Source organism: Mesorhizobium sp. B4-1-3 (assembly GCF_006439355.1).
GTDB lineage: Bacteria > Pseudomonadota > Alphaproteobacteria > Rhizobiales > Rhizobiaceae > Mesorhizobium.
Genome location: NZ_VFTG01000041.1, coordinates 1 through 24774, shown reverse-complemented (window position 1 = coordinate 24774; position 24774 = coordinate 1). Strand labels below are relative to the sequence as shown.

The window sequence follows — 24774 nt, the reverse complement described above, 5'->3', positions numbered from 1 at the left end:
GAGCGGCGCCATGGAAACCTTCACCTTCTCCCGCGCCGCCGATCCTGCCGAGGCCATCATGGCGGGCGCTGCCGCCTCTACCGCGCAACAGGGGGCCGAAGTGCGCTTCGTCGCCGGGGGCACGACGCTGATCGACCTAATGAAGCTCGACGTCGAAACGCCCAAGCGCGTGGTCGATATCAACCGCCTGCCGCTGGCGAAGGTCGAGCGCGCGCCCGATGGCGGCCTGAAGATCGGCGCGCTGGTGCGCAATTCGGATCTTGCCCACAGCGCGGATGTCCAGCGCGACTATCCGGTGCTGTCGGAAGCGTTGTTGTCGGGCGCGTCGGGGCAGTTGCGCAACATGGCGACGACCGGCGGCAACCTCCTGCAACGCACGCGCTGCATCTATTTCCGCAATACGGACACGCCGTGCAACAAGCGCGAGCCCGGCAGCGGCTGCTCGGCGATCGAGGGCTTTAATCGCAACCTCGCGGTGCTCGGCACCAGCGAGCAATGCATCGCCAGCAACCCCTCCGATATGAACGTGGCGCTGACGGCGCTCGAAGCCACCATCGTCATCCAAGGCGTGCAGGGCGAGCGCAGAGTGCCGATCGGCGAGTTCTTCCTGCTGCCGGGCGACACGCCGAACCGGGAAACGGTGATGCAGCCGGGCGACCTCATCACCCATGTGCTGCTCCCGCCGCCGCACCCCGGCGCGCGCTCGCATTACCTAAAGCTGCGGGACCGCGCGTCTTACGAGTTCGCGCTGGCTTCGGCCGCGGTGGTGCTGGCAAGCGAGGGCGGCGCGATCCGCCATGCGCGCGTGGCGCTCGGCGGCGTTGGCACACGGCCGTGGCGCTCACCAGAGGCCGAAGCGGCACTGCTCAGCAAACCCGCGACACGCGCTACCTTCGCGGCCGCCTCCGAGGCCGCGGTGCGCGGCGCCAAGCCCTACAGCCAGAACGGCTTCAAGATCGAGCTTGCCAAGCGCTGCCTGACCAGCGCGCTCGCCACGGCCACAGCCTGAGGGAGGACGGACATGCCATCTGACGCCGCCACCGCACCGCACGCCGCCGTCGGCCGCGCGACTGTCCGGGTGGACGGGCCGCTCAAGGTCAGCGGCGCTGCGCGCTATACCTCGGATTTCCATTTTCCGGGCATGCTCTATGCGGTGCCGGTCGGAGCCACTATCGCCAGCGGCACGATCGCGGCGATCGACACCAGGGCGGCCGAAGCGATGCCGGGCGTCCGCAAGGTCTATACCCGCCACAATATCGGCAAGTTCTATCGCGTGCCCACGTCGAGCAAGGCACTCATCAATGAGCGTCGGCCGCCGCTCGATGACGACGCGGTCCATTATTACGGTCAATATATCGCCCTTGTGGTCGCCGATACGTTCGAGCATGCCACCGCGGCCGCGCGCAAGGTCAAGGCCAGCTACAGCGCCGTTACCAATCCGAATGTGTCCACATCGCTAGCGCCGGCAATGGGCGACGCATCTGGAAAACTTCCGGCCAATGAACCCCGACAACCTGACAGCGAGCGCGGCGATCCGGACGCTGCGTTCGCGTCCGCTTCCGTGCAGGTTGACCACACCTACAATACCCCGTTCGAAACGCACAGCTCGATCGAGCTGCACGCCAGTGTTGCGACCTTCGATGGCGTCCGTTTCACCCTTTACGAAACCACGCAGGCGGTGATGAATTCCCGCCAACTGATCGCGCAAATGCTCGGCGTACCGACCGAAGATGTGCGCATTGTTACCGAATTTCTCGGCACCGGGTTCGGTGGCAAGGGATCGGTTTGGCCGCATTCGCTGCTGGCCGCCGCAGCTGCACGCGACCTGCGTCAGCCAGTCAAGCTGGTGCTGACACGCGAGGAGACATTCGAGTGTGTCGGTCACCGGCCGCACACGCAACAACGCATTCGTTTGGGCGCGACCAGCGACGGGAAGCTGGTCTCGCTGCGACACGACTTTATCTACTCCCGCGCGCGGCTGACCGAGTACAGGGAGAATTGCGGCGAGTCATCGAGCTTCATGTACTCGACGCCCAACCTGCGCATCACCTCGGCCTTTGCCGGACGGGACACTGGCGTGGCTACGACCATGCGTGGGCCAGGCGCGGTGCCCGGCATGTACGCGCTGGAATCGGCGATGGACGAACTGGCCGTCGCGCTGAAGATGGATCCCGTCGAGCTGCGTCTCAAAAACGAGCCAGCGATCGACGAGAGCAAGAACATTCCCTTTTCATCGCGCCATCTCAAGGAATGCCTGACCACCGGGGCCGAGAAATTCGGCTGGTCGCGGCGCAAGCCGGAAATCGGGTCGATGCGCGATGGCGACGTGATCCTCGGCTGGGGTGTGGCGGCATGCACCTGGATGGCCGCACGCATACCTGCCCAAGCCAGCGTCATGTTCAACGCCGACGGCAGCGTCCGAGTGGCCAGCGCAACCCAGGACATCGGCACGGGCACTTACACGGTCCTGGCGCAGATGGTGTCGCAGTTGACCGGCGTGACCGTGGACAGGGTGAAAGTGGTGATCGGCGATACCACTCTTCCGCCCGGCCCGTTTTCCGGCGGCTCGATGGCGACGGCTTCGCTGGTGCCGGCGGTGGCGCAGGCCGCGCGCGAGGCGATCGGCCGGCTGCTCGCCGCGGCTGCCGAAGGCGACAGTCACTTTGACAAGGCCAGCGTTGCGCAGCTTGATTTTCATCAGGGCCGTGTGCACCGCAAAGGGCAGCAGCCCAATGAGGGCCGGTCGTTTGAAGATGTACTGGCCGCGGCACGGCTGGGCCATGTCGAAGGCCATGGAAAATCAGCGGGCACTCGCGACGAAGAGCACCCCGCCTACTCAACGCACTCCTTCGGCGCGCATTTCGTCGAGGTGGCGTGGCAGCCGGAGATCGCCCGTCTTCGCGTCAACCGCGCCGTCACCGTCATCGACGCCGGCCGCATCATTAATCCACTGATGGGGCGCAACCAGATCGAAGGCGCGGTGACGATGGGGATCGGCATGGCCCTGTTCGAGGAGACTAATTACGACGCGCGCAACGGCATGCCGGTCAACAGCAACCTCGCCGACTACATCATGGCGACGCATGCCGACACGCCGCCAATGGATGTGATCTTCCTCGACTATCCCGACACCCACCTCAACGAGATGGGGGCGCGCGGCATCGGCGAGATCGGGCTCGCGGGTATCGCGGCGGCCATCACCAACGCCGTGTATCACGCAACCGGCGTGCGGGTTCGCGACTTGCCGGTGCATATCGAGGACCTGCTGATCGCGGCCTGAGGTCGGATCGACGAAGGAAACCGCTCGAATGCTCGCCAACCGCGCGGTCACCACCTCTCGACCGAATCGGGCGAGCGAGGCTCGGGCGGTAGCCGATGCAATCAGCGCGCCTGCAGCGACGCCCGCGGAGGTGCTCCGCCTGCAACCCCGATCCTACGGCCGGCAAGGACAGCTCGCTGCGGCTCGGCCTTGCAACGGCTCTCAATCGTGGCGCACGCGGCGCGCTTATTCTCCACCGACGCTTATGCCAGCCGGGACGGCGAGGCGGATCATCGCCGATTGCGACCGACCGGTTCGCACCGGTCTTGGTCGCCTGATCGCTGTCCCCGCGCTTAGTCGGTCCTGGCGGATTATGACCGCCCGGAGCAATTCACCGCGCCGGTAGCGCAAGAAATCCAGTTCGCCTGGCGCAGTCGTTCTTAGCAGCGAACTTTTGCTTTTCGGCAGTAATGGCGGATGCAATCCGGACCCGCAATGGGCGGAATAGAATCATTGCACCTGCCGCGCGGTTTCGCCGAAATACAACAGCTATAAGCAGTTCCGGCGGGAGCGAAGCGCATGACAGTGTTCGAAACCATTCTGATTATGCTCGCCGGCGCCGTGCTGTTGCTCGGGATCGCGCGACGTATCCATGTGCCATATCCGGTCCTCCTTGCGCTTGCAGGGGCAACCGTGGCAATCGCGCCCGTCCGCGTCGCGCCGCACATGGATCCCGAACTCGTGCTGGCCTTGTTCGTCGCGCCGGCCTTGCTGGATGCCGCCTACGACACCTCCCTGCGGGATTTGAAACGCAATTGGCGCGCAGTGACGAGCCTCGCGCTCTTCGCCGTTGGGGTGACCACGATTTCGGTCGCAACCGTTGTCCGCCTCCTCGTGCCGGACATCCCTTGGGCGGCGGCGATCGCGATCGGCGCCATCGTCGCGCCGCCCGACGCAGTGGCGGCGACCACCGTGCTGCGCGACGTCGACGTGCCGCACCGGGTCGCGGTGATCCTCGAAGGCGAGGCCTTACTCAACGACGCGTCCGCGCTCTTGATCTACAGGCTCGCCATCGCGGCGGTGCTCGCCGGCGGCAGCATAGGCGCGGAGGCGATCGCGCCGGCATTCCTGCTGTCGATCATCGGCAGCGTGATCGTCGGTCCGGCACTCGCCTGGATCATTGGCAGGATCGTGCGCCTCATCGATGACGCTCCCTCCTCGATCATCCTCCAGTTCGTCACGACGTTCGGTATTTGGGTTCTGGCGGAGCATACCGGGCTGTCCCCGATCCTGACGATTGTCACCTACGCAATCACGCTGGCCCGCTCCCGATCGAGCTACCAGCCGGCCCGGCTGCGGCTGCCATCCTATGCGGTCTGGGACACGGCGGTCGTTGTCCTCAACGTGTTAGCCTTCCTGCTGATCGGACTCGAACTCGGGCCGGTCATCGAGTCGGCGGCTCCCGGAGAGTTAGGTCGCTGGTTCGTCATTGGCGCGGCCGTGCTCGGCACCGTCATATCAGTCCGGCTTCTATGGAGCGTGGGTGCGGCGCTATGGACCCGTTGGCGGGTCAAACGGCAAGGTGCCTCCGCGCCGGCGGAAGGCCCGCTTCCGGACTGGCGCACCGGTCTGATCGTCGGCTGGGCTGGCACGCGAGGCATCGTCACCGTCGCAACCGCGCTCGCATTGCCGCAGTCGTTTCCGGAACGCGGAATGCTGCTGTTCGCGGCGTTCTCCGTTACGCTCGGCACGTTGCTGATCCAGGGCCTCACGCTTCGACCGCTCGTGCTGAAGCTCGACGTTGACGACGAGTCGCCGGTTGATCAGGAGGTGCGGCAGGCGCGAGTGGTGAGCGCCGATGCCGCGCTCGCGGCGTTGGCAGGCGAGTCGGGCGAAGCGGCCGACGCCTTGCGCAAGGACCTGGAGGCCGAGCGCCGAACCGCGGCGGTCGCTCGCGCTGGCGATGGGCGGCCGACGTTTCCAGCTGAGGCTCTCCGTTCGAGGGTCGTTGCCGCCCGACGAAAGTGCTTGTTCAACATGCGCAGAGACGGTCGAATTGGGGACGAGGCCTTTCATCGGCTCGAAGAAGAGCTGGATCTTTCCGACTTGGCGATAGCCACCCGCACGTAACCTCGGCAGGGCCGGCGACCTCACGAGCTCAACTTCTTCAATCCTGACGAACCGCATCGCCCACGCGTTGCCGTAACCGCCTGGCCGTTAGGAGAAGACTTGGGGGCGACTCGGCGGCAGCGTTCCTCGCTTTGGCAGCCGGCCACTTTGAGGATGGCCTGCGTTCGAAGCGGACCAACCTGAGGCGTATGGCCAAGAGTAGCGCCAGGCTCGAGGCCAAGGGAAGAAAGGGCGCGAGCCGCAACGCTCTAACCCGCCAAACAACCTTTGTGGGTTGGCGCACCCGACAGGATTCGAACCTGTGACCTTCGGCTTCGGAGGCCGACACTCTATCCAGCTGAGCTACGGGTGCATCGGTATTCAGATAGTGTCCGCGACCGATCAGGGTCAATCACGAATCCAACAATCAAACGGATGCAAACGGGGTGAGCCACAGGCCGCCACCGATTGTCGCCGTTCGTACTCCACACACTCCCTCTGATTTGCTTCCGCGGTGCTTCCGTGACCACGGAAGCGATTCTTCTGCTTCCTTCGAGTTCCTCCAATTGCTTGGTTTTCCTCGATTTTTCCCACCGTCACCCACGACGTACTTGACTTAGCCTTGCCTTCGGAGGGCAGCGCTCTATCCAGCTGAGCTACGGGTGCTTCCCGGAGGAAACGAACCAGCCGGTGAGCCGGCCAGCCACGGCTTCTTAGCGGAAGCCGCCGCGGGCTTCAACGGGCAATTGGCGATTGGGTGGTGGGCTGACGGGGTGATTAGCTGACCGACAAGCTATCGGATAGGGCGCTCTCCCCTCTCCGTCCCGGCTTCGCCGGGCCACCTCTCCCCACTGCGTGGGGCGAGGAACTCCCGCTCACCCCTCCACCCCCGCCTTCGCCGTCTTCCTTCTCACCGCCCTTGTCGCGCGTTTCGCCTTCTTGGCGCTTGCCAGTTCGTGCATCGCATCCAGCTGCATCTGCTGCATTTCGGCCAGCCGCTGCCATTGGCGCGAGATCAGATAGTCGAGCTTTTCGTGCAGGTGGCGCACCTCCAGCTCGGCCTTCAGGTTCACCCGGTAGTCGTTGAACGAGCGCAGCCGGTCTTTGGCTTCCTGGCGCTTCTGGCTCATCATGATCACCGGCGCCTGGATGGCGGCTATGCAGGAGAGCAGCAGGTTGAGCAGGATGAACGGGTAGGGGTCGAAGGCGCTTGTCGTGCCGGCGATCAGGTTGATGCCGATCCACACCAGAAGCACGGTGGCGAAGGAGATCAGGAACCACCAGCTGCCGCCGAACTCGGCCATAGAGTCGGAAACGCGGTCGGCAAAGGAGCGGTGCTCCTCGAACTCCTCTTCCGAGTTTTCCGAGATCGTGTCCTGCCTGGCGATCGATTCCACCACCTGGCGGTCGAGCTCGGAGAATTCACCGTGCTCCTGCTGTAAGAGCTCCTCCATGTAGCGCATGCGGTAGCGGCCGAGCTCCTCGCGGCTGATGCGGGCGCCGCGCGGCAGGTCGGGATGGTCGGAGCGGATACGGTCGGCGAGGCTGGGCCTGAGATCGTCGATGCGCACCAGGTCGCGCTTGCGGAATTTGCGCCCCGAGATCGCCGAGGGTCTTTTCTTGGGCTTGATCCGGGCCGTGCCTGGAACATGCGGTTCGGCGTGCGGCTCGGAATCCGGCACCTCCGGCGCTTCGAGGATCTCGTCGGCGGCTGCCTGCGCATCCTCCGGCACGGTCTCCGCCTCGAGATACTCGCCGGCGACGTCGTTCTCGTTGTCGGCCTGGATTTGCGCGGATGCCTTCGGGTCGCCTGCCATGGTCGGTGCTCCTGTTCGAGGCTTTGGGGTACGATACGCCAAGCCGGCGCGGCATATCCATGGTCAGTGTGAAGGTGATGTGACCGAACAAGTTCTTGTGATGAGGGAGTCGCGCTGCCAAGGCAATTGCATAGTTCGGCGCAGCCCCCTCATCCGGCCGCTACGCGGCCATTTTCTCCCCGGCGGGGAGAAGATGGAAGCGCCGGCGCCGACAATCTCCTCTCCCCGCCGGGGCTCCGAAGGACGGGCGAGACCCGTGGATCGCCCCGGAATGGTCAGCCGAGCGAAGCGGAGGCTGGGTGAGGGGGAGCGCCGCTCGCGACCGTCCCACTCCTTGGCGCAATCGTCTCCGCCGCCTGGCCTTGATCCACGTCAAGCCGGCCCCTGTGGCTGGTCCGATACGCTGACTATATCGAGTTCAGGCCTGACCGTTCAGGCTCCCGCCACTTGGGCCGCGCAGTGCTCCGCAAAATGAGGGATCGCCACCATGTACAAGAAAATCCTGATCGCCACCGACGGCTCCGAACTCGCCCAGAAGGGCGTCTCCCATGGGCTGGAGCTGGCCAAGGGGCTCGGCGCCAGCGTCGCCTTCGTCACCGTCTCCGAGCCGTTCCCGGCGCTCGCCTGGGGCGGCGCCATGGCTGGCTATGTCGCCGCCGACGAGCTGGTCAACTACGAGGAAAGCGCGCGCAAATACGCCCGTGAGTTGCTCGGCAAGTGCAAGGCCGACGCGGATGCGAAGGGCGTCGGCTCCAAGGGGCTCCATATCGAGAACCGGACGCCCGCCGAGGCGATCCTCGAAGTCGCCGGCGCGGAAGGCAGCGATCTCATCGTCATGGCCTCGCACGGTCGCCGCGGCATCGGCCGCCTGGTGCTCGGCAGCCAGACGGCGGAAGTGGTGTCGCTGACGACGATCCCGGTGCTGGTGGTCAGATAAACGGTCGTTGGGGGACGCCTTCCCTGAGGTCGTCATTCCGGGAAGAGCGGCAGCGCGCCCCTCTTGACCCACGCTACTGAGCCGCCGGCAGCAGCGGCGACGTAGGCGACGCCAGATCCGCTGACGGCAGATCGGACGCCGGCGAACCCGGCACCGGCGACGCAGGCGTCGGCTGACCCGGCAGCGGCAAACCGGGTAACGCCGAGTCCGCTGGCGGAAGCAGGGTGGGTGGCGTGGCCGCGGTCTGCTCCCCGGAATACATCAGCCTGGGCTGGTTGCCATTGGCCGTTGCCGGCCCCAGGCTGCGCTGGATCAGCGCCTCGACGTGATTGTTGCGCTGACGCGCGCTGTCGGCGCCCATCACCACCACGATCAGGTGTCGCCCGTCGGCATTGTAGGAGGTGACGATGTTGTAGCCGGAGGCTCTTATGTAGCCGGTCTTGATGCCGTCGACGCCGCGCACGCGCCCCAGCATGTCGTTATGGCCGCGCACCAGCCTGCCGCGGAACATGAAGTCGCTTTCGGAGAAATAGTGGAAATGCTGCGGGAAGCGCTTTTCCAGCGCCATGCCTAGCACCGCCATGTCGCGCGCCGTCGTCACCTGGCCGTCGTCGGGCAGGCCGCAGGCGTTGCGGAAATTGGTGCCGGTCATGCCGAGCGAGCGCGCCTTGGCGGTCATCATCGCCGCGAACTGGTCCTCCGAGCCGCCGCCCAGATATTCGCCCACCGCCACCGCCACGTCGTTCGCCGACTTCACCACCATGGCGCGGATCGCGGAATCGACGTCGATCGTCTCGCCGCGCCGGAAACGCAATTTGGTCGGCGGCTGCGAGGCGGCGTGGTCGGAAACCGGGATCTGCGTTTCCTTGGTGACGCGGCCGCTCTCCAGCGCCTCGAACAGCATGTAGAGCGTCATCATCTTGGTCAGCGAGGCGGGATAGCGCTGCGCCGTCGAATTGACCTCGAACAAGGTCTTGCCGGTCGAGGCGTCGACGACGATCGCCGCATATTTCTGCGGCTTGGCCGGCACGGCCAGCACGCTTTCAGGCGGCGCTGCCGTGGTGCAGCCGGCGACCAGCAGGAGCAGGGCCATCGCGGCGATGAGTTTCTGGAGGATGAGGAAGGGACGGGGCAAGACGGTTCTAAAGCTGTTGCTGAGATGCGGCGAAGCTAACGTAACGCATGTGCCGCGTCCAACTGGTTAACGGCGATCTTAACACCGAATTGCATCCGGGCGCCGTTGCCGAAGCTGCCTGCGAAGGCGCAAAGCGGGTGGGCACGCCTGATGCAAATTGCCCGTCATCACGCTTGCGTATCCGGCGCTGGACGGGCTTTGTTGGTGGAAGCAAAAGATTCGGAGAGGCATCCATGGACACGATCACGATCGGCGCAAAGGGCATCTCCGTCTCGCTCGATCTTGCCGTCGGCCATATCGCCGCCATGGACATCGAGGCCGACGGCCGCGTCCTGAAGCCGCTGCATCGAGCGCCCTGGATCGGGTCGCCGCGCGAGACATTGCCTGCAAACCTTCCCGAAGGCACGGTCCGGCTTTCCGGTGATTTCCTTTGCGCGCCCTTCTCGGCCAGCGATGTCGAGCCCGCACCCCTGCATGGCTGGCCGGCCAACAGCGCATGGGACGTCGTCGAGAACGGCGCGGTTGCCGGCGGCTGGCGGGCCGTCTTCCGGCTGCGCCGCAAGGTGATGGGCGCGACCGTCGATAAGATCTTCACGCTGCGCGATGGCCACCCCTTCCTTTACCAGGAACACGTCTTGTCCGGCGGCTCGGACGCCATCTCCGTCGCCCATCATCCGATGACGGTCATGCAAGGCGGCGGCCGGCTGGCCTTCTCGCCGAAACGCGTGGCGGTGACGCCCGCCACGCCGCTGGAGCCCGACCCGGCGCACGGCCGCTTCATGCTGGCCTATCCGGCCCGCGCCAGCGATCTCGCGCATTTCCCGCTCGCCGCCGGCGGCGCGACCGACCTCGCCGACTACCGCATCGAGGACAGGCGCGAGGATTTCATCACCCTGGTCGAGGCGGATCATGGCGGTCCGGGCTGGACGGCGATCGCGCGGCGCGCCGAGCGGGACCTGGTGCTGGTGCTGAAGAACCCGGCCGAACTGCCGGTGACTATGCTCTGGTTCTCGAATGGCGGCCGCGACTACGCGCCCTGGAGCGGACGCCATGTCGGCGTGCTCGGCATCGAGGACGGCCGCACCGCCATCGGCCACGCCGCCTCGCTCGGCGACAACTGGCTGAAGCATGAAGGCGTGGCGACGGCCTTCGCGCTGGCCGAGGGCCGGTCGGTCTCGTTCCGCCATGTCATCGGCGGCGTTCCGTTCGCGGGCGTGGAGCCGCCCAGCGGTCTGCAATCGGCGCCTGACCGCCTGCGCATGCTTGCTCTCGACGGGACAGTGCAGGAGGTGCCGTTCGACGGCGCGTTCCTGCGCATTGGGCGTATGGTTCCGGCCTGAGGTCATATGGCGAAGCTAAGGATGGGACGATCAAGAAAGTTACTGCGACGCCGCATTCCGTCCCTCTGGCCTGCCGGCCATCTCCGCCGCAAGGGGGGAGATCAGATGTCGCGCAGGCTTTCGCCAATCGCCGGCGCTGCAGGACTGGCGCCGACGACGAAGCCGCCAACCTCCCCCGTTGCGGGGGAGATGTCCGGCAGGACAGAGGGGGTGCTGTCCCGCCGGCATTTCGGATTCTGCACCGCAGCGGCGGCATGCGGCTGCCAACTCGCCGCCTGGGTTTGAATTTTCCATCCACTCCCGCCAAGATGCGGGCCGAACCGCACCGGAAAGGCGCCGATGTCAGAGATCGCCCATATCACCGCCGCCATCTTCAAGCGCGCTGGCAAGGCCAAGCGCTTCGTCGTCGCCATCGCCGGTCCGCCGGGTTCCGGCAAGTCGACGCTATCGGCAAACCTGCATGACCTTTTGCCGGAAGGCAGCTCGGAGGTCGTGCCGATGGACGGCTTCCATTATGACGACATCATTCTCAACCGCCGCGGGCTGCGCCACCGCAAGGGCGCGCCGGAAACCTTCGATTTCGCTGGCTTCGAGACGCTGCTGAAGCGCATCCGCTCCGGCGAGCCCGATATCGCGATTCCCGTGTTCGACCGCAGCATCGAACTGTCGCGCGCGGCGGCCGAGATCGTCGGCGCCGACACCAAATTCATCCTGGTCGAGGGCAACTACCTGCTGCTCGACGAGCAGCCGTGGTCGCGGCTGGCGCCTTTGTTCGATTTCACCATCTTCGTCGACGTGCCGCGGGGCGAGCTCGAGCGCCGGCTGATGGAGCGCTGGCGCGAGCACGGCAAGTCCGACGAGGACGCCCGCGCCTGGATCGCCTCCAACGACATGCCCAACATCGAGCGGGTGCTGGCGCGGCGCCGGCCTGCCGATATGGTCGTTGGTTAATGACGGATCATTGGTTAACCTGCTTAATTTTCAATATTTTTGGGCGGGAACCTTAAGGTTTTCACGCCGTTATGACCCTGTCCCGAATTGTCCGGCGCCGGAGCAATCCCAAGAAGGCGCGCGTCGCTTTCCGTCTGGAGTTGCGAAGAAAATTGCAGGAGCTGTCAGATGGCAACCAACAGCAGAAAAACCGCGCCCAAGAAGGCCAGGGCCAACCAACCCAGGACGGCGCAGGCCAAGGCCGGGGCCGGCCCGGCCATCGCCGAGCGGTCGAAGGACGCCAAGCCGGCTTTCGGCAAGGCGCCGCCGAAGAGAGTGACGCCCAGCGCCGCCCACAAGGTCGCGGCCAAGAGCGCGAAGCCCCACAGGCCCGCAACGGGACCGGCGGAAAGGAAGTCGGGCCCGATCCGCACCGTGGCCAGCGTCGCGACCGGAGCGGTTGTCGCCACCGCGAGGCTGGCGGCCTCCATGTTCGGCCGCGGTGGTGCAAGCGCCAAGACGAAGTAAAGGGCTCAGCCCTTCGCCGGGAGGGTGAGGCCCCGCTTCACCGCCGGCCGCGCCAGGCCGCGCTCGAGCCAGCCGGCGACGGTTGGGAAATCGTCGAAACCGACCAGATCACGCGCCTCGTAGAAGCCGATCAGGTTGCGCATCCAGCCTAGCATCGATACGTCGGCGATGGTGTAGTCGTCATCCATGATCCACTTGCGGCCCTTCAGGCGCGTTTCGAGCACGCCGATCAGCCGCCGCGACTCGTCGCGGTAACGCTCCAGCGGCCGCTTGTCGGCAATCTCGCGCCCGGCGAATTTGTGGAAGAAGCCGACCTGTCCGAAGATCGGGCCGATCGCCGCCATCTGGAAGAACACCCACTGGATCGTCTCGTAGCGCCGCGCCGGATCGGCGGGAATGAGCTTGCCGGTTTTGTCGGCCAGATAGAGCAGGATGGCGCCGGACTCGAACAGGCCGATCGGCCTGCCGCCCGGACCGTCCGGATCGACGATCGCCGGGATCTTGCCGTTCGGGTTGAGCGACAGGAACTCCGGCGTCCAGCTCTCGTTCCTGCCGATATCGACATAATGCGGCTCATAAGCGAGGCCGATCTCCTCCAGCGCGATCGAGACCTTCACGCCGTTGGGTGTCGTGGCGGAATAGAGCTGCAGGCGCTCGGGCTGCTCGGCCGGCCAGCGCTTGGTAATCGGAAAGGCGGACAGGTCGGGCATAGCAAACTCCGGATGCGGATTGGCGCCGGGTGGCGCTTATGGCGGGTGAGGCAAGAATTAGGTCCGCGGCCGGCCGCGATCAATACACCGGCAGGCGGCTAGAGCAATTCCAGGAAAAGTGTGAGGGGTTTTCCGACCGGAACTGCGTAAAAACAAAGAGATAGAGCGGTTCGCCGTTTCCGGGAAACGGGGGACCGCTCCATGTACACAGTCAACCGGACGGCTTCGGTCAGACCGCCTTGAAGGCCAGCACCGCGTTGGTTCCGCCGAAGGCGAAACTGTTGCTGAGCGCCGCGCGCACCGTGCGCTCGCGCGCAGTGTTCGGCGTCACGTCGAGGTCGCATTCCGGGTCCGGCTCGCGGTAATTGGCGGTCGGCGGCACGAGGCCGTCGCGGATCGCCATGACGCAGGCGATCATCTCCAGTCCGCCGGAGGCGCCCAGGCAATGCGCATGCATGGACTTGGTCGACGACACCGAAAGCGAACGGGCATGGCCGCCGAAGACACGCTTGATCGCCGCTGTCTCGATCTGGTCGTTGGCCTTGGTGCCGGTGCCGTGCGCGTTGAGGTAGTCGACGTCTTCCGGGTTGAGGCCGGCATCCGCCAAGCAGAAACGCATCGCCGCTTCCGGTCCCTCGACGGTCGGCGCTACGATGTCGGAGGCATCGGCAGAAAGCCCGACGCCGGCGATCTCGGCCAGGATGGTGGCGCCGCGCGCCATCGCGTGATCATAGCTTTCGAGCACCGCCATGCCGGCGCCTTCGCCAAGCACAAGGCCGGCACGATCGGCCGAGAACGGTCGGCAGGTGTCGGGCGAAAGCACTCTCAGCGCCTCCCAGCCCTTCAGCACGCCCCAAACCAGCGGCGCCTCGGTGCCGCCGGCGACCATCACGTCGGCGCGGCCGAGCCTGATCTGGTCGACGGCCGAGGAGATCGCGTGGTTGGCGGACGAGCAGGCCGACGTGGCGCCGAAAACAGGGCCGCGGAGCCCGAGCGCCATGCTGACCTGGCCGGCGGCCGCGCCCGGCATCACTTTTGGCACGGTGAAGATGGCGGCGCGGTTGCGCCCTTCGAGCAGGATCGCGCGGTAGTTCTCCTCGATGGTCTCGAAGCCCGCGACGCCGATGCCGACGATTGCGCCCATCCGGTAAGTGTTGTCCGCATGGGCCGTCAATCCGGACTGCCGCATGGCTTCGCGCGCGGCGATCACCGCCAGCAGGCTGAAACGGTCCATCGACACCACCTGCTTGCGGTCGATGCCATGGTCCGGCAATTGCTTGATTTCGCAACCGGTCTTGACCTTGAGGTCATGCAGCGACGGATTGTCGATAGGGCCGATGGCCGAGCGGCCGGCGCGCATGGCGTCCCATATTGCCGCCGCATCGTTGCCTAGCCCGCAAATCCCGCCAATACCGGTGATGACGACGCGTTTTTGCATGCAGTCAGGCTTTTTTCGCGATCAGTTCGCGAACCGCCTCGACCATGTCGCCGACGTTCTTGAGATTGCTCCAGGCATCGACCGTGTTCATCTCGATCTCGATGCCGTATTTCTCCTCGAGATCGAAGATGATCTCGGTCAACTCCAGCGAATGGATGCCGAGCGCTCCGAGATCGGTACTGGCGGTGATTTCCTCGCCGCCGGTGTCGGCATGCGCTTTGATCTTTTCGATGATCTCGGTCGTCAGTTGGTCAGCCATTCGGTTCCTTCCCTGTCGTTTCCCGACGCCAACTGATCAGCGCCCTTCTTGATCCCCGGACCCAACAACGCCGTTGCCCTTACCTCGCCAGACATCGCGCGACCGCTCCAGGGTGGCTTCCCTCTATAGAAACCAAAACGATGTCAAGCAACAAGCGATATATCGACAAAGCCGCTGGAGTGCTTAACCTGGAACGGTGGACACGATCGAGAACGCCCTGACACCCCGGCCCGCTTTGCCTTTGGCCGCTGCTCCTTTGCCTGCCGCACAACGTGTTGCCGGGCGAGCCAGGCTTTTCTGCGGCAAGAGCGAGGGCCGGACGCGCCTGCAGCGGCTCTACCAGGACGGATCGGCCAAGATCCGCCTGCCGGCGATACAAGGCGATCCGCTTGAGGCGGTGCTCATCAACACTGCCGGCGGAATGACCGGCGGCGACCGCCTCGGCTGGACGATCGAGGTCGGCGCCGGCGCCTCCGCCTCCATCACCACCCAGGCCTGCGAAAAGGTCTATCGCGCCGCCGCCGACAGGGCAGAGACAAGCGTCGGCCTGCGGGTCGGTCCGGGCGGCCGCATCGCCTGGCTGCCGCAGGAAACCATCGTTTTCGACCGCGCCGCCTTTGCCCGCACGCTGGATGTCGAGCTTGGCGACGATGCCGAGGCATTGATACTGGAAGCCACGCTGTTCGGCCGGCTTGCGATGGGCGAGCGGGCGATTCAAGGCAGTTTCCACGACCGCTGGCGGGTCCGCCAAGGCGGCGGGCTGGTCCATGCGGAGGATCTCCGGCTCGGCCCGGATATCGCGGCAACGCTGCAGCGGCGAGCGGCGACCGGCGGCGCGCTTGCGCTCGCCACGGTGCTGCTCGTTTCGCCGCAGGCGGAAGACCTGCTGGACAAGGTCCGAGCCATCGTCGGCGATACGGGCATCGGCGGCCCCGTTATCAGCGAGGGCGGCGGCGCCAGTTTCTGGAGCGTCGGCCGATCTGGCAAGCTTCTTGCGAGGCTCTGTGCCGGTGACGGCTACCAGCTCCGCAAGCGGCTGGTTCCGCTCGTCGAACTGCTCAATGGGCGGGCGGGCCTGCCCAAATTGTGGTCACTCTGAGCTGGAATACCGGGGCATTGCATGAATCTTACGCCGCGTGAAAAGGACAAGCTGCTCATCGCCATGGCGGCGATGGTAGCGCGCAAGCGCCTGGAGCGTGGCGTGAAGCTCAACCATCCCGAAGCCATCGCCCTGATCACCGACTTCGTCGTCGAAGGCGCGCGCGACGGCCGTCCGGTCGCGGAACTGATGGAGGCGGGCGCCCATGTCGTCACCCGCGCCCAGGTCATGGACGGCATCGCCGAGATGATCCACGACGTCCAGGTCGAAGCGACGTTTCCCGACGGCACCAAGCTGGTGACCGTGCACGAACCAATCCGGTGAGGAGGAAGACCGATGCTGGAGCTCAGGCCCAATTGCGAATGCTGCGACAAGGATCTGCCACCGGAGGCGACGGATGCGCTGATCTGCACCTTCGAATGCACGTTCTGCGCCGACTGCGTGGACAATGTGCTGGGCGGCGTCTGCCCGAATTGCGGCGGCAATTTCGCGCCGCGGCCGATCCGGCCGGCGGCGAAGCTTACGAAATATCCGCCATCGACCAGGCGCGTGCTCAAGGCCGAAGGCTGCGGCCCGCGCAAGGCTGCTTAACAGGTCAATTGGAAAGGGCTGAAAGATGATCCCCGCCTCGACGAAACGAACCGCACTTGCCGCGATCCTTTTCCTGGCAGCCGTGCCGGCCGAAGCCCATGTCGGCGCAGGCTCCACCTCTTCCTTCGCCGCCGGTTTCGCGCATCCGCTTTCCGGGCTCGACCATATGACGGTCATGATCGCCGTGGGCCTGTGGGCGGCGATGAAGGGCGGCAAGGCCGTCTGGGCCTGGCCGCTGGCCTTCGTCGGCGCGATGCTGGCCGGCGGCGCGCTCGGCATGCTGCATGTGCCGGTGTCGTTCGTGGAGCCGGCTATCCTCGCTTCCGTCGTGGCGCTCGGTCTGCTGGTGGCCCTGGCGATCGACCTGCCGGTCCCGGCCGGGATCGCCGTCATCGGCCTGTTCGCGCCACGGCCATGCCCATGGCACCGAAGTGCCGGAAAATGCCGGCGGTTTTGACTATATGGCGGGCTTTGCGATTGCCACGACGCTGCTCCACGGCGTCGGCATCGCGGCCGGTCTGCGCCTGGGCTCGCGCTTCCGCGGCGTGGCGCGCGCCGCCGGCGCCGCTTGCGCGGCGATTGGCGTCGGCCTTGCCTTTGGCATGTTGTGAGAGCGCGATGATCCCCGGCGAAGTCATCACGGCCAAAGGCGACATCGAGCTGAACAAGGGCCTGCCCACCGTCACGCTCAAGGTCGCCAACAGCGGCGACCGGCCGGTCCAGGTCGGCAGCCATTATCATTTCTACGAGACCAATGAAGGCCTGAAATTCGACCGCGAGCGCGCGCGGGGCATGCGGCTCGACATCGCCGCCGGCACCGCCATGCGCTTCGAGCCGGGGCAGGAGCGTGACGTCACGCTGGTGCCGTTTGGCGGCAAGCGCGAGGTCTATGGTTTCCAGCAGAAGGTGATGGGCAAGCTGTGAGGTCCGGCGGTGCGCTCACATCACTTCGGCGGCTTGGCGGCGGCATAGATGACGACCTTCCCCGGATTGTCGAACTCCACGGCGAGCACGTCCTCGGCCTGCACGCGCCGCGAATCGATCGCGTTGAAGAGCAAGGCGTTCGCCTCGATCTCCTGGCGCAATTCGGCGACATCCTCCTGATGCTGCTTCACCTTGTTCTCGATGGCCGGCGGCGGCCCGCCTTCGCTGCGCGCCGCGTCGGTCAGGAAGACGATGTCGACCGTGTCGAGCTTGGTGACCTTGCGCACCGCGCCGATATTCTCGCGGGTGCGGTCGATGGCCGTGATGACCTTTCCGGCCTCCGTCGTGGAGAGCGCCTCTTCCTGCCGGACATCGGAATCGACGATTGCCGCGGCAGGCCGGCCGTTGTCCAGCGGCTGCGCCGCGGGCGCCGCATGGACTGCGGCCATGAAAAGCGTGGCGGCAGCCACGGGACTCCATTTTGCAAAAGGCGGGGCAATCGCCATCGCTCGCTCCTGACTGAACTCGTGGCGGGGCGAAAACAGCGAAACGGTCCTGTCTGGCCGCAGGTTCCCTTCAAAAGCCGGAGTGGGGCCCGCAAGGCGACCCGCATTCCGTTCAAATATGGTTGGCGGACCGCAAGGCGGCCCGCCAAGGCACGCAATCAACTCGCTTTCTTGGTGATCAGCGTCAGCGCGCCGTTGGGCTGCATGCTGGCAGCGATCACCTGCGCCGAGCTCATGCCCTTGGCTTCGAGCGCGGATTTCACCTTGGGTGTGGCGTCGATCGACTTGCGCAAGGTCTGCAGGCCGGCGTCGCCGCGCTGCGCCACGATCTGGTTGACCTGCGTCTGCGTGTCCTTTGGCAATTCGGTGATATCGACGACGTTGACGCTCTGGATGGCCGGCGCCGCGGACTGGGCTTTCGGCGCGGCGGGGGCGGTCGGCGCCGGGCTCGGCTGCGGCGTCGGCTGCTGCTGGGCGCCGGCAGCGCCCGCCATCATCAAGGTGGCGGCTGCGGCGACAAGTATCGCGTTGCGCATGGATATTCCTTCCATCGGCTTGGGAGTGATTCCGCCCGCCTCAACGGCCCGATGGGAACGCCCAAATGGGCGCTCAAAGTGTCGCCGGGCGGGTCATTGCGTGACCATTGGGTGGCGAGACTGTGTACCCCGCGCGCAATCAATTGGAATTTCGGGAGCAATTGCTGATGGCCAGGATAAGCCGCGCCACCTACGCGCAGATGTATGGACCGACGGTCGGCGACAAGGTTAGGCTCGCCGACACCGAACTCTTCATCGAGGTCGAGAAGGACCTCACCGTCTATGGCGACGAAGTGAAATTCGGCGGCGGCAAGGTCATCCGCGACGGCATGGGCCAGAGCCAGGTCACGCGGGCGGGCGGCGCGGTCGACACCGTCATTACCAATGCGCTGGTCGTCGACGCGCTTACCGGCATTATCAAGGCCGATATCGGCCTGAAGGATGGCCGCATCGCAGCGATCGGCAAGGCCGGCAATCCGGACACGCAAGCTGGCGTCACCATCATCATCGGCCCCGGCACCGAGATCATCGCCGGCGAAGGCAAGATCCTGACGGCCGGCGGCTTCGACGCGCATATCCATTTCATCTGCCCGCAGCAGATCGAGGAAGCGCTGATGAGCGGCATCACCACGATGCTCGGCGGTGGCACAGGCCCCGCGCACGGCACCCTGGCCACCACTTGCACGCCCGGTCCCTGGCACATGGCGCGCATGATCCAGTCCTTGGACGCTTTTCCCATGAATATCGGCCTGTCCGGCAAGGGCAATGCGTCAAAGCCGGCGGCGCTGGAAGAGATGGTGCTGGCCGGCGCCTGCTCGCTGAAGCTGCACGAGGACTGGGGTACGACGCCGGCGGCCATCGACTGCTGCCTGTCGGTCGCCGACGCCTACGACGTGCAGGTGATGATCCATACCGACACGCTGAACGAATCCGGTTTCGTCGAGAACACCGTCGCGGCTATCAAGGGTCGCACCATCCATGCCTTCCACACAGAGGGCGCCGGCGGTGGCCATGCGCCCGACATCATCAAGGTATGCGGCCTGCCCAACGTCATCCCGTCCTCGACTAACCCGACCCGGCCCTACACGGTCAATACGCTGGCCGAGCATCTCGACATGCTGATGGTCTGCCACCATTTGTCGCCGTCGATTCCCGAGGACATCGCCTTTGCCGAAAGTCGCATCCGGAAGGAGACGATCGCGGCCGAGGACATCCTGCACGACATCGGCGCCTTCTCGATCATTTCTTCCGACAGCCAGGCCATGGGACGCGTCGGCGAGGTGGCGATCCGCTGCTGGCAGACCGCCGACAAGATGAAGCGGCAGCGCGGAGCCCTGCCGCAGGAGAGCGGCGACAACGACAATTTCCGCGTCCGCCGCTACATCGCCAAATACACCATCAACCCGGCCATCGCGCACGGCCTCCCGAAGGAGATCGGCTCAGTCACGGTGGGCAAGCGGGCCGACTTGGTGCTGTGGAACCCGGCCTTCTTCGGCGTCAAGCCGGAGATGGTGCTGGTCGGAGGCACGATTGCCGCTGCCCCGATGGGCGATCCGAACGCCTCGATCCCGACGCCGCAGCCGATGCACTACCGGCCGATGTTCGGCGCCTATGGCAAGGCGCTGACCAACTCCTCGGTGACATTCGTTTCCAGGGTAGCCTTGGACGCCGGCCTGCAAGCAAGGCTCGGCGTCGACAAGACGATGGTCGCGGTCGAGAACACCCGCGGCGGCATCGGCAAGCGTTCGATGGTGCTCAACGACGCAACGCCGCATGTCGAAGTCGATCCCGAAACCTATGAGGTGCGCGCCGACGGCGAGCTCCTGACCTGCGAGCCGGCCACGGTGCTGCCGATGGCGCAGCGATATTTTCTGTTTTGACAACGGCTGATCGTGAGCGGGCAAATATCGTTGCGGCTCGCGCGTGCAGACCGCAATATGCGCCAAAGCCGCAGCATTGTGATCACGCATGGCCACCGAAATAGCCTCCCCGCACGACATCTTCCCGCATATCCGCATCGTCATGGGCATGGTGATCGGCCTTGGCGTCACCCGCCTGCTGTCGGGAACCGCCCGAATCGTCCAGCATCCCGGCCAGTACCGGCTCTACGCGGTGCATCTCGCCTGGGTCGCCTCGGTGCTGTTGATGCTCGTGCATTTCTGGTGGTGGGAGTTCGGCCTCTACGCCATCGCGAACTGGACCTTCGGCAAATACCTTTTCATCATCTTCTACGCCATCACGCTGTTCCTGCTCTGCGCGCTGCTGTTTCCGGATTCGATGCTCGACTACACCAGCTACGAGGACTATTTTTACTCGCGCCGCGCTTGGTTCTTCGGGCTGCTGGCGGCGACCTATCTGCTCGACGTCATCGACACGCTGCTCAAGGGCCCGGAGCACTTCGCCCGCTTCGGCAACGAATATCTGTTCCGCACGCCGGTCTTCGTAGCGCTCTGCATCGTCGCGATCCTGGTGCGCGACAAGCGCTTTCACATCGCCTTCGTCGCGGCCGCGCTAATCTATCAGATATCCTTTATCCTGCGGCTCTTCGACACCATCGTTTGAGCGCCATTGGGCTGATGCTTGCGTTGATCTAGGATTTGGAGAAATGCAGGACTCAACCATGTACAAGGCGGTCGGATCGCGCGGCTCCCGGGTCAGCCGGGTGCTCTGGATGCTCGAGGAACTCGGGCAGCCCTACGAGTTCGTCGAGGTCAAGCTGCGCTCGCCGGAAGCTTACGCGCTCAACCCCTCCGGCAAGGTGCCGATCCTGATCGACGGCGAGTTGAAGATCACGGATTCGGCGGCGATCTGCGTCTATCTGGCCGACAAGCATGCCGACAAAGGCATGGGCGCCAATCCGGGTCTTGCCGGTCGCGCCGAGATGGATTCCTGGATGCACTTCGCCCAGAGCGAATTGGAAGCGCCGCTCTGGAACAAGCTGCGCCACCGCTTCCTGCTGCCCAAGGACGTGCGCGTCGATGTCGGCCCGGCCGCGGCCTATGATTTCGCATCCGAAATAAAAGCGCTGGATCGTCGGCTTGGCAATAAGCCCTTTGCGCTGGGCGACCGGTTCTCCGCCGTCGACGTGCTGCTCGGCGATATCGGCGGCTGGGCGCGCGCCGGCCGTTTCCCGATCAATTCCGAAAGGGTAAATGCCTATTTCGACCGTGTCCTTCAGCGCCCCGCCCGTGCAAGGGCGCAAGCCAATGGCGGAGCCATGAAATGAAGCTCAACATTAACACCGATTTCACCAAATTCCCGCGTGCCGTTTCGGTGCTCGCCGCCGGCGATCCGGCTTTGACCGAGCCCTACGACAAAGCCGTGCTGCCGCATGACGAGCGGCATCTGCGTCGCCGCGCCATCGAGACGGCCGGTGGCGAAAAGGTGCTGGTCGACCTGCCCGAGCCGGTGGCGCTGAACAATGGCGACCGGCTGGTGCTGGAAGACGGCCGCCAGCTCGAAGTCGTCGCAGCACCCGAGGAGGTCTACGACATCCGCGCCCGCGATGCGGTTCATCTCACCGAACTCGCCTGGCACATCGGCAACCGTCACCTTGCCGCGGCGATCGAGGCGGACCGCATCCTCATTCTGCGTGATCATGTCATCAAGGCGATGCTCGAAGGTCTCGGCGCCACGGTGAGCGAGGTTTCGCAGCCGTTCAGCCCGGTGCGCGGCGCCTATTCCGGACATGGCCGCGACCACGGCCATTCGCATGATCATGATCATGACCACCACGGCCATGATCACGATCGTCACGATCATGCGCACCATCACCATGGTCACCACCATCATCATGAGTGAGCGGCTTTCCGACGTCGCGCTTTTGCGCTTGATGGCCTGGCTGTCGCCCGCCTTTCCGGTCGGCGGCTTCTCTTACAGCCACGGCCTCGAGCGCGCCGTGCAGGATGGACTGATCGCGGATCGCGAGGATCTCGCCGGCTGGCTGGAGACGCTGGTCGAGTTGGGGTCCGGCTGGAACGACGCCGTGCTCTTCGCCGAAAGCTGGCGCCGCGCGCGCGACGGCGGCGACCTGGCGGAAGTCGCAGCACTTGCCGAGGCGCTCGCCGGCTCGCGGGAGCGTCATCTCGAAACCATGCTGCAGGGCACGGCCTTTCTCCAGGCTGCAACCGCCTGGTCGTCTCTGGCGTTGCAGCGCCTGCCGGCCGATTGCCCCTATTGCGTTGCGGTCGGCGCCGTTGCCGGCAGCGGCGGCGTCGAGCTTTCGCAGGCTCTATCCGCCTTCCTGCAGGCTTTCTTCTCCAATCTCGTGCAGGCGGCGATCAGGCTAGGCATCATCGGTCAAAGCGATGCCGTCGTGCTGTTAGCCGGCTTTGAATCTCTGGCGCTGGCGACCGCATCACGCGCCGCCGCTTCCAGCCTGGACGATCTGGGCGGCGCGACTTTTGTCTCCGACATCATGGCGATGAACCACGAAACCCAATACTCGCGACTGTTCCGCTCATGATCGTTCTTGCCGTCATCCTCTCCTTCGTCCTGCTCTTGATCACCACGCTGCATGTCTATTGGGGCATCGGCGGCATCTGGCCGGGCACGGACCAGGCGTCTTGCGCGCGCGCCGTCGTCGGCTTCCGCGGCGTCGATGAAATGCCCTCGACCTTCGCGAGTTTTGCTGTCGCCGCGTGCCTCGCGCTCGCGACGCTCTGGCCGCTGGCGCTGGCTGGCATCTTCGCGACGCCCTTTCCACGGGAGGGCCTGGCGGCCACGGCATTGATGATCGGCCTCGTCTTCCTTGGCCGCGGCATCGCCGGCTTCACGCCTTGGTGGCGCGGGCTTGCGCCCGAACAGCCTTTCGCGCGGCTCGACCAAAGCTTCTATTCGCCGCTCTGCCTGCTGATCGGGCTGGGCTTCGCAATCCTTGCCATCATGGAGTTTCCGGCATGACGTCGAAAAACGGTCCTCTTCGCATCGGCATCGGCGGCCCTGTCGGTTCCGGCAAGACCACGCTCACCGAAAAGCTCTGCAAGGCGCTGCGCGACGATTTCTCCATCGCCGTCGTCACTAACGACATCTACACGAAGGAGGATGCGATGATGCTCGCGCGGCTGCAGGCATTGCCCGAAGAGCGCATCGTCGGCGTCGAGACCGGTGGCTGTCCGCACACCGCCATCCGCGAGGACGCCTCGATCAATCTGCGGGCGATAGCCGAGCTGAACAAAAAGTTTCCTGATCTCGACATCATCTTCATCGAATCCGGCGGCGACAATCTCGCCGCCACCTTCTCGCCTGACCTCGCCGACCTGACGCTCTATGTCATCTCGGTCTGCCAGGGCGAGGAGATTCCGAGGAAGGGCGGCCCGGCCATCACGCGCTCCGATTTCCTGATCATCAACAAGAGCGATCTGGCGCCCTATGTGAACGTCAACCTCGACGTCATGGAGTCGGATGCCGGCCGCATGCGCGGCAAAAGGCCCTTCGGCTTCACCGACCTGTCCCGCGGCAAGGGCTTGCAGCAAGTGATCGACTTCATCGTCGAGCAGGGTGGGCTGCAATCGGAACGGCCTGCCGCCTGAGCCGCTGACCTACCAGTTTGCGGTTGCTGGCAGCCGTCAGGCACGGCATTCTCACCCAAACAGGAGGATTTTCGATGAGCCTTGCCCGCCTGCACAAGGAACCGCTGAGCAACCTGCCCTATTACGAGGAGCGGGTCGATCTCGCCGCCGCCTTCCGCTGGACCGCCCGGCTCAATATGCACGAAGCGGTAGCGAACCACTTCTCGCTGTCCGTCAACGAGGACGGCACGAAATTCCTGATGAACCCGAACCAGGTGCATTTCTCCCGCATCAAGGCAAGCGACCTGCTCCTGATCGACGCCAGCGATCCCGACACGCTGTCCGGTCCCAACGCGCCCGACCCGACCGCCTGGGGCCTGCACGGCGCCATCCATCGCAATGTCCCTCATGCGCGCTGCGCTATGCATGTCCATTCGATCCATGCCACCGTGCTTGCCTCGCTCGCGGATTCGACGCTGCCTCCGGTCGACCAGAACTCGGCCATGTTCTTCAACCGCCATGTCGTCGACGCCAACTATGGCGGGCTGGCCTTCGAGGAAGAGGGCGAGCGCTGCTCGCAGCTTCTCACCGACCCCAAGGTCAAGGTGATGGTCATGGGCAATCACGGCGTGATGGTCATCGGCGACACCGTCGCCGACACCTTCAACCGTATGTTCTACTTCGAGCGCGCCGCCGAGACCTACATCAAGGCGCTGTGGACCGGCCGTCCGCTGCGCACGCTCTCCGACGAGATCGCCGAGAAGACCGCGCGCGAGATGGACGACTACCCCGGCCAGGCCGAGCGCCATCTGGCAGAGCTGAAAGCGATCCTCGACGAGGAAGAGCCCGTCTACCGGAGCTGAGAGGCCATCCTTCTCCCCGTTTACACCACGTGATGCACACATTTTCTGTGACTGATCGGGCCGAGGCTTGATCGTCAGGTGGTTCCCCCAATCCGTCGCTGCTTCGCAGCGCCACCTTCCCCCCCTCCGGAGGGAAAGGAAGGGGGCGTTGCTGGACGAGCGTCGACGGCAAAAGGCTTGGCGCCTTTCCTCTACCCCGTCGATCGGGGGAGAGCGACTATCTGGCGTGTCAAGTTGCATTTGCGAACTCGGTTCTCGCGTCGCGTGCCTTTGCGTTGAGGAT

General features: G+C 65.1%; 26 protein-coding genes, 1 tRNA gene and 2 pseudogenes. 20 read left to right on the top strand and 9 right to left on the bottom strand.

Annotation, left to right across the window (positions count from 1 at the left end; genetic code table 11):
• Positions 1–10 precede the first annotated feature (10 nt).
• The 3 genes from FJW06_RS28540 to FJW06_RS28530 all read left to right on the top strand — a co-directional run bounded on the left by FJW06_RS28540 (position 11) and on the right by FJW06_RS28530 (position 5389).
• On the top strand, positions 11–1009 hold the full coding sequence (locus FJW06_RS28540; RefSeq protein ID WP_140756817.1) for a xanthine dehydrogenase family protein subunit M: 999 nt from the start codon (positions 11–13) through the stop codon (positions 1007–1009).
• 12 nt (positions 1010–1021) lie between these two features.
• Positions 1022–3280, top strand: a complete 2259-nt coding sequence (locus tag FJW06_RS28535) for a xanthine dehydrogenase family protein molybdopterin-binding subunit (RefSeq protein WP_140756815.1) — start codon at positions 1022–1024, stop codon at positions 3278–3280.
• A 558-nt stretch (positions 3281–3838) separates the two neighbouring features.
• Positions 3839–5389, top strand: a complete 1551-nt coding sequence (locus tag FJW06_RS28530) for a sodium:proton antiporter (RefSeq protein WP_140756813.1) — start codon at positions 3839–3841, stop codon at positions 5387–5389.
• Between the two features lie 275 nt (positions 5390–5664).
• On the opposite strand, the gene FJW06_RS28525 is transcribed toward FJW06_RS28530, so the two are convergent.
• Both FJW06_RS28525 and FJW06_RS28515 read right to left on the bottom strand, forming a co-directional pair.
• Positions 5665–5741: transfer RNA gene (locus FJW06_RS28525), tRNA-Arg, on the bottom strand.
• 502 nt (positions 5742–6243) lie between these two features.
• The gene (locus tag FJW06_RS28515) at positions 6244–7185 is read right to left on the bottom strand and encodes a DUF1003 domain-containing protein (RefSeq protein WP_140756811.1); all 942 of its coding nucleotides are present in this window, start codon (positions 7183–7185) and stop codon (positions 6244–6246) included.
• Between the two features lie 487 nt (positions 7186–7672).
• On the opposite strand from FJW06_RS28515, the gene FJW06_RS28510 reads away from it, so the two are divergent.
• Positions 7673–8122, top strand: coding sequence for a universal stress protein (locus tag FJW06_RS28510; RefSeq protein ID WP_140756809.1), 450 nt, complete (start codon positions 7673–7675; stop codon positions 8120–8122).
• A 244-nt stretch (positions 8123–8366) separates the two neighbouring features.
• Here FJW06_RS28510 and FJW06_RS28505 read toward each other — a convergent pair.
• A pseudogene (locus FJW06_RS28505) lies at positions 8367–9215 on the bottom strand (D-alanyl-D-alanine carboxypeptidase family protein); the annotation flags it as partial.
• Positions 9216–9490: 275 nt separating this feature from the next.
• On the opposite strand from FJW06_RS28505, the gene FJW06_RS28500 reads away from it, so the two are divergent.
• The gene (locus FJW06_RS28500; RefSeq protein WP_140756807.1) at positions 9491–10597 is read left to right on the top strand and encodes a hypothetical protein; all 1107 of its coding nucleotides are present in this window, start codon (positions 9491–9493) and stop codon (positions 10595–10597) included.
• A 101-nt stretch (positions 10598–10698) separates the two neighbouring features.
• Here FJW06_RS28500 and FJW06_RS30340 read toward each other — a convergent pair whose 3' ends face one another.
• Positions 10699–10959, bottom strand: coding sequence for a hypothetical protein (locus FJW06_RS30340; protein ID WP_181178646.1), 261 nt, complete (start codon positions 10957–10959; stop codon positions 10699–10701).
• Here FJW06_RS30340 and FJW06_RS28490 point away from each other — a divergent pair.
• Both FJW06_RS28490 and FJW06_RS28485 read left to right on the top strand, forming a co-directional pair.
• Positions 10937–11548: a nucleoside triphosphate hydrolase gene (locus FJW06_RS28490; RefSeq protein WP_140756805.1), complete on the top strand. Its 612-nt coding sequence runs from the start codon at positions 10937–10939 to the stop codon at positions 11546–11548. The genes FJW06_RS30340 and FJW06_RS28490 overlap by 23 nt on opposite strands.
• 168 nt (positions 11549–11716) lie before the next feature.
• The gene (locus FJW06_RS28485; protein WP_140756803.1) at positions 11717–12055 is read left to right on the top strand and encodes a hypothetical protein; all 339 of its coding nucleotides are present in this window, start codon (positions 11717–11719) and stop codon (positions 12053–12055) included.
• Positions 12056–12060: 5 nt separating this feature from the next.
• Here FJW06_RS28485 and FJW06_RS28480 read toward each other — a convergent pair whose 3' ends face one another.
• From FJW06_RS28480 to FJW06_RS28470, 3 genes are all read right to left on the bottom strand, one after another.
• Positions 12061–12765: a glutathione S-transferase N-terminal domain-containing protein gene (locus FJW06_RS28480; RefSeq protein WP_140756801.1), complete on the bottom strand. Its 705-nt coding sequence runs from the start codon at positions 12763–12765 to the stop codon at positions 12061–12063.
• 229 nt (positions 12766–12994) lie between these two features.
• A complete protein-coding gene (locus FJW06_RS28475) occupies positions 12995–14203 on the bottom strand; it encodes a beta-ketoacyl-[acyl-carrier-protein] synthase family protein (protein ID WP_140756799.1) in 1209 nt (402 codons plus the stop codon).
• 4 nt (positions 14204–14207) lie between these two features.
• Entirely contained in the window at positions 14208–14462 is a 255-nt protein-coding gene (locus tag FJW06_RS28470) for an acyl carrier protein (protein WP_140756797.1), read from the bottom strand.
• Positions 14463–14718: 256 nt separating this feature from the next.
• Here FJW06_RS28470 and FJW06_RS28465 point away from each other — a divergent pair, with 256 nt between their 5' ends.
• The 5 genes and pseudogenes from FJW06_RS28465 (at position 14719) to FJW06_RS28445 (ending at position 17076) form a co-directional block, all read left to right on the top strand.
• Positions 14719–15561, top strand: a complete 843-nt coding sequence (locus FJW06_RS28465) for an urease accessory protein UreD (protein ID WP_246674908.1) — start codon at positions 14719–14721, stop codon at positions 15559–15561.
• Positions 15562–15582: 21 nt separating this feature from the next.
• On the top strand, positions 15583–15885 hold the full coding sequence (locus FJW06_RS28460) for an urease subunit gamma (protein ID WP_041003069.1): 303 nt from the start codon (positions 15583–15585) through the stop codon (positions 15883–15885).
• A 12-nt stretch (positions 15886–15897) separates the two neighbouring features.
• Positions 15898–16152, top strand: coding sequence for a DUF1272 domain-containing protein (locus FJW06_RS28455; RefSeq protein WP_140756795.1), 255 nt, complete (start codon positions 15898–15900; stop codon positions 16150–16152).
• A gap of 25 nt (positions 16153–16177) precedes the next feature.
• Positions 16178–16774, top strand: a pseudogene (locus FJW06_RS28450) (HupE/UreJ family protein).
• Entirely contained in the window at positions 16771–17076 is a 306-nt protein-coding gene (locus FJW06_RS28445) for an urease subunit beta (RefSeq protein WP_140756793.1), read from the top strand. The pseudogene FJW06_RS28450 and the gene FJW06_RS28445 overlap by 4 nt, the downstream one beginning before the upstream one ends.
• A 20-nt stretch (positions 17077–17096) precedes the next feature.
• Here the strand turns inward: FJW06_RS28445 and FJW06_RS28440 are convergent, their stop codons facing one another.
• A complete protein-coding gene (locus FJW06_RS28440; protein WP_140756791.1) occupies positions 17097–17582 on the bottom strand; it encodes a hypothetical protein in 486 nt (161 codons plus the stop codon).
• Between the two features lie 158 nt (positions 17583–17740).
• Positions 17741–18118 (bottom strand): hypothetical protein, encoded by a 378-nt coding sequence (locus FJW06_RS28435; RefSeq protein ID WP_140756789.1) that lies wholly within the window; start codon positions 18116–18118, stop codon positions 17741–17743.
• Between the two features lie 164 nt (positions 18119–18282).
• On the opposite strand from FJW06_RS28435, the gene ureC reads away from it, so the two are divergent.
• The 8 genes from ureC to FJW06_RS28395 all read left to right on the top strand — a co-directional run bounded on the left by ureC (position 18283) and on the right by FJW06_RS28395 (position 24491).
• On the top strand, positions 18283–19998 hold the full coding sequence (gene ureC / locus FJW06_RS28430) for an urease subunit alpha (RefSeq protein WP_181178648.1): 1716 nt from the start codon (positions 18283–18285) through the stop codon (positions 19996–19998).
• Between the two features lie 88 nt (positions 19999–20086).
• On the top strand, positions 20087–20680 hold the full coding sequence (locus FJW06_RS28425) for a hypothetical protein (protein ID WP_140756785.1): 594 nt from the start codon (positions 20087–20089) through the stop codon (positions 20678–20680).
• A 58-nt stretch (positions 20681–20738) separates the two neighbouring features.
• Positions 20739–21344: a glutathione S-transferase family protein gene (locus FJW06_RS28420; protein WP_140756836.1), complete on the top strand. Its 606-nt coding sequence runs from the start codon at positions 20739–20741 to the stop codon at positions 21342–21344.
• Entirely contained in the window at positions 21341–21919 is a 579-nt protein-coding gene (ureE, locus tag FJW06_RS28415) for an urease accessory protein UreE (RefSeq protein ID WP_140756783.1), read from the top strand. Before FJW06_RS28420 ends, ureE begins: the two co-directional genes overlap by 4 nt.
• Positions 21894–22583 (top strand): urease accessory protein UreF, encoded by a 690-nt coding sequence (locus FJW06_RS28410; protein WP_246674909.1) that lies wholly within the window; start codon positions 21894–21896, stop codon positions 22581–22583. The genes ureE and FJW06_RS28410 overlap by 26 nt, the downstream gene beginning before the upstream one ends.
• Positions 22580–23020: a DUF3995 domain-containing protein gene (locus FJW06_RS28405; protein ID WP_140756781.1), complete on the top strand. Its 441-nt coding sequence runs from the start codon at positions 22580–22582 to the stop codon at positions 23018–23020. The genes FJW06_RS28410 and FJW06_RS28405 overlap by 4 nt, the downstream gene beginning before the upstream one ends.
• A complete protein-coding gene (gene ureG, locus FJW06_RS28400) occupies positions 23017–23649 on the top strand; it encodes an urease accessory protein UreG (RefSeq protein WP_073984812.1) in 633 nt (210 codons plus the stop codon). Before FJW06_RS28405 ends, ureG begins: the two co-directional genes overlap by 4 nt.
• A gap of 74 nt (positions 23650–23723) precedes the next feature.
• Complete coding sequence (locus FJW06_RS28395; protein WP_140756779.1) at positions 23724–24491, top strand: class II aldolase and adducin N-terminal domain-containing protein; 768 nt, start codon at positions 23724–23726, stop codon at positions 24489–24491.
• Positions 24492–24774: the final 283 nt, after the last annotated feature.

Excerpts from the sequence above, each read along its gene's own strand:
- FJW06_RS28420 (WP_140756836.1), top strand. The coding sequence starts at position 20,739 with ATGTACAAGGCGGTCGGATCGCGCGGCTCCCGGGTCAGCCGGGTGCTC.
- FJW06_RS28440 (WP_140756791.1), bottom strand. The coding sequence starts at position 17,582 with ATGGCGATTGCCCCGCCTTTTGCAAAATGGAGTCCCGTGGCTGCCGCC.
- FJW06_RS28485 (WP_140756803.1), top strand. The coding sequence starts at position 11,717 with ATGGCAACCAACAGCAGAAAAACCGCGCCCAAGAAGGCCAGGGCCAAC.
- FJW06_RS28410 (WP_246674909.1), top strand. The coding sequence starts at position 21,894 with ATGGTCACCACCATCATCATGAGTGAGCGGCTTTCCGACGTCGCGCTT.
- FJW06_RS28460 (WP_041003069.1), top strand. The coding sequence starts at position 15,583 with ATGAATCTTACGCCGCGTGAAAAGGACAAGCTGCTCATCGCCATGGCG.
- FJW06_RS28425 (WP_140756785.1), top strand. The coding sequence starts at position 20,087 with ATGGCCACCGAAATAGCCTCCCCGCACGACATCTTCCCGCATATCCGC.
- FJW06_RS28500 (WP_140756807.1), top strand. The coding sequence starts at position 9,491 with ATGGACACGATCACGATCGGCGCAAAGGGCATCTCCGTCTCGCTCGAT.
- FJW06_RS28530 (WP_140756813.1), top strand. The coding sequence starts at position 3,839 with ATGACAGTGTTCGAAACCATTCTGATTATGCTCGCCGGCGCCGTGCTG.
- ureG (WP_073984812.1), top strand. The coding sequence starts at position 23,017 with ATGACGTCGAAAAACGGTCCTCTTCGCATCGGCATCGGCGGCCCTGTC.
- FJW06_RS28490 (WP_140756805.1), top strand. The coding sequence starts at position 10,937 with ATGTCAGAGATCGCCCATATCACCGCCGCCATCTTCAAGCGCGCTGGC.
- FJW06_RS28540 (WP_140756817.1), top strand. The coding sequence starts at position 11 with ATGGAAACCTTCACCTTCTCCCGCGCCGCCGATCCTGCCGAGGCCATC.
- ureE (WP_140756783.1), top strand. The coding sequence starts at position 21,341 with ATGAAGCTCAACATTAACACCGATTTCACCAAATTCCCGCGTGCCGTT.
- FJW06_RS28395 (WP_140756779.1), top strand. The coding sequence starts at position 23,724 with ATGAGCCTTGCCCGCCTGCACAAGGAACCGCTGAGCAACCTGCCCTAT.
- FJW06_RS28435 (WP_140756789.1), bottom strand. The coding sequence starts at position 18,118 with ATGCGCAACGCGATACTTGTCGCCGCAGCCGCCACCTTGATGATGGCG.
- FJW06_RS28480 (WP_140756801.1), bottom strand. The coding sequence starts at position 12,765 with ATGCCCGACCTGTCCGCCTTTCCGATTACCAAGCGCTGGCCGGCCGAG.
- FJW06_RS28445 (WP_140756793.1), top strand. The coding sequence starts at position 16,771 with ATGATCCCCGGCGAAGTCATCACGGCCAAAGGCGACATCGAGCTGAAC.
- FJW06_RS28455 (WP_140756795.1), top strand. The coding sequence starts at position 15,898 with ATGCTGGAGCTCAGGCCCAATTGCGAATGCTGCGACAAGGATCTGCCA.
- FJW06_RS28405 (WP_140756781.1), top strand. The coding sequence starts at position 22,580 with ATGATCGTTCTTGCCGTCATCCTCTCCTTCGTCCTGCTCTTGATCACC.
- FJW06_RS28510 (WP_140756809.1), top strand. The coding sequence starts at position 7,673 with ATGTACAAGAAAATCCTGATCGCCACCGACGGCTCCGAACTCGCCCAG.
- FJW06_RS28535 (WP_140756815.1), top strand. The coding sequence starts at position 1,022 with ATGCCATCTGACGCCGCCACCGCACCGCACGCCGCCGTCGGCCGCGCG.
- FJW06_RS28515 (WP_140756811.1), bottom strand. The coding sequence starts at position 7,185 with ATGGCAGGCGACCCGAAGGCATCCGCGCAAATCCAGGCCGACAACGAG.
- FJW06_RS28470 (WP_140756797.1), bottom strand. The coding sequence starts at position 14,462 with ATGGCTGACCAACTGACGACCGAGATCATCGAAAAGATCAAAGCGCAT.
- FJW06_RS28475 (WP_140756799.1), bottom strand. The coding sequence starts at position 14,203 with ATGCAAAAACGCGTCGTCATCACCGGTATTGGCGGGATTTGCGGGCTA.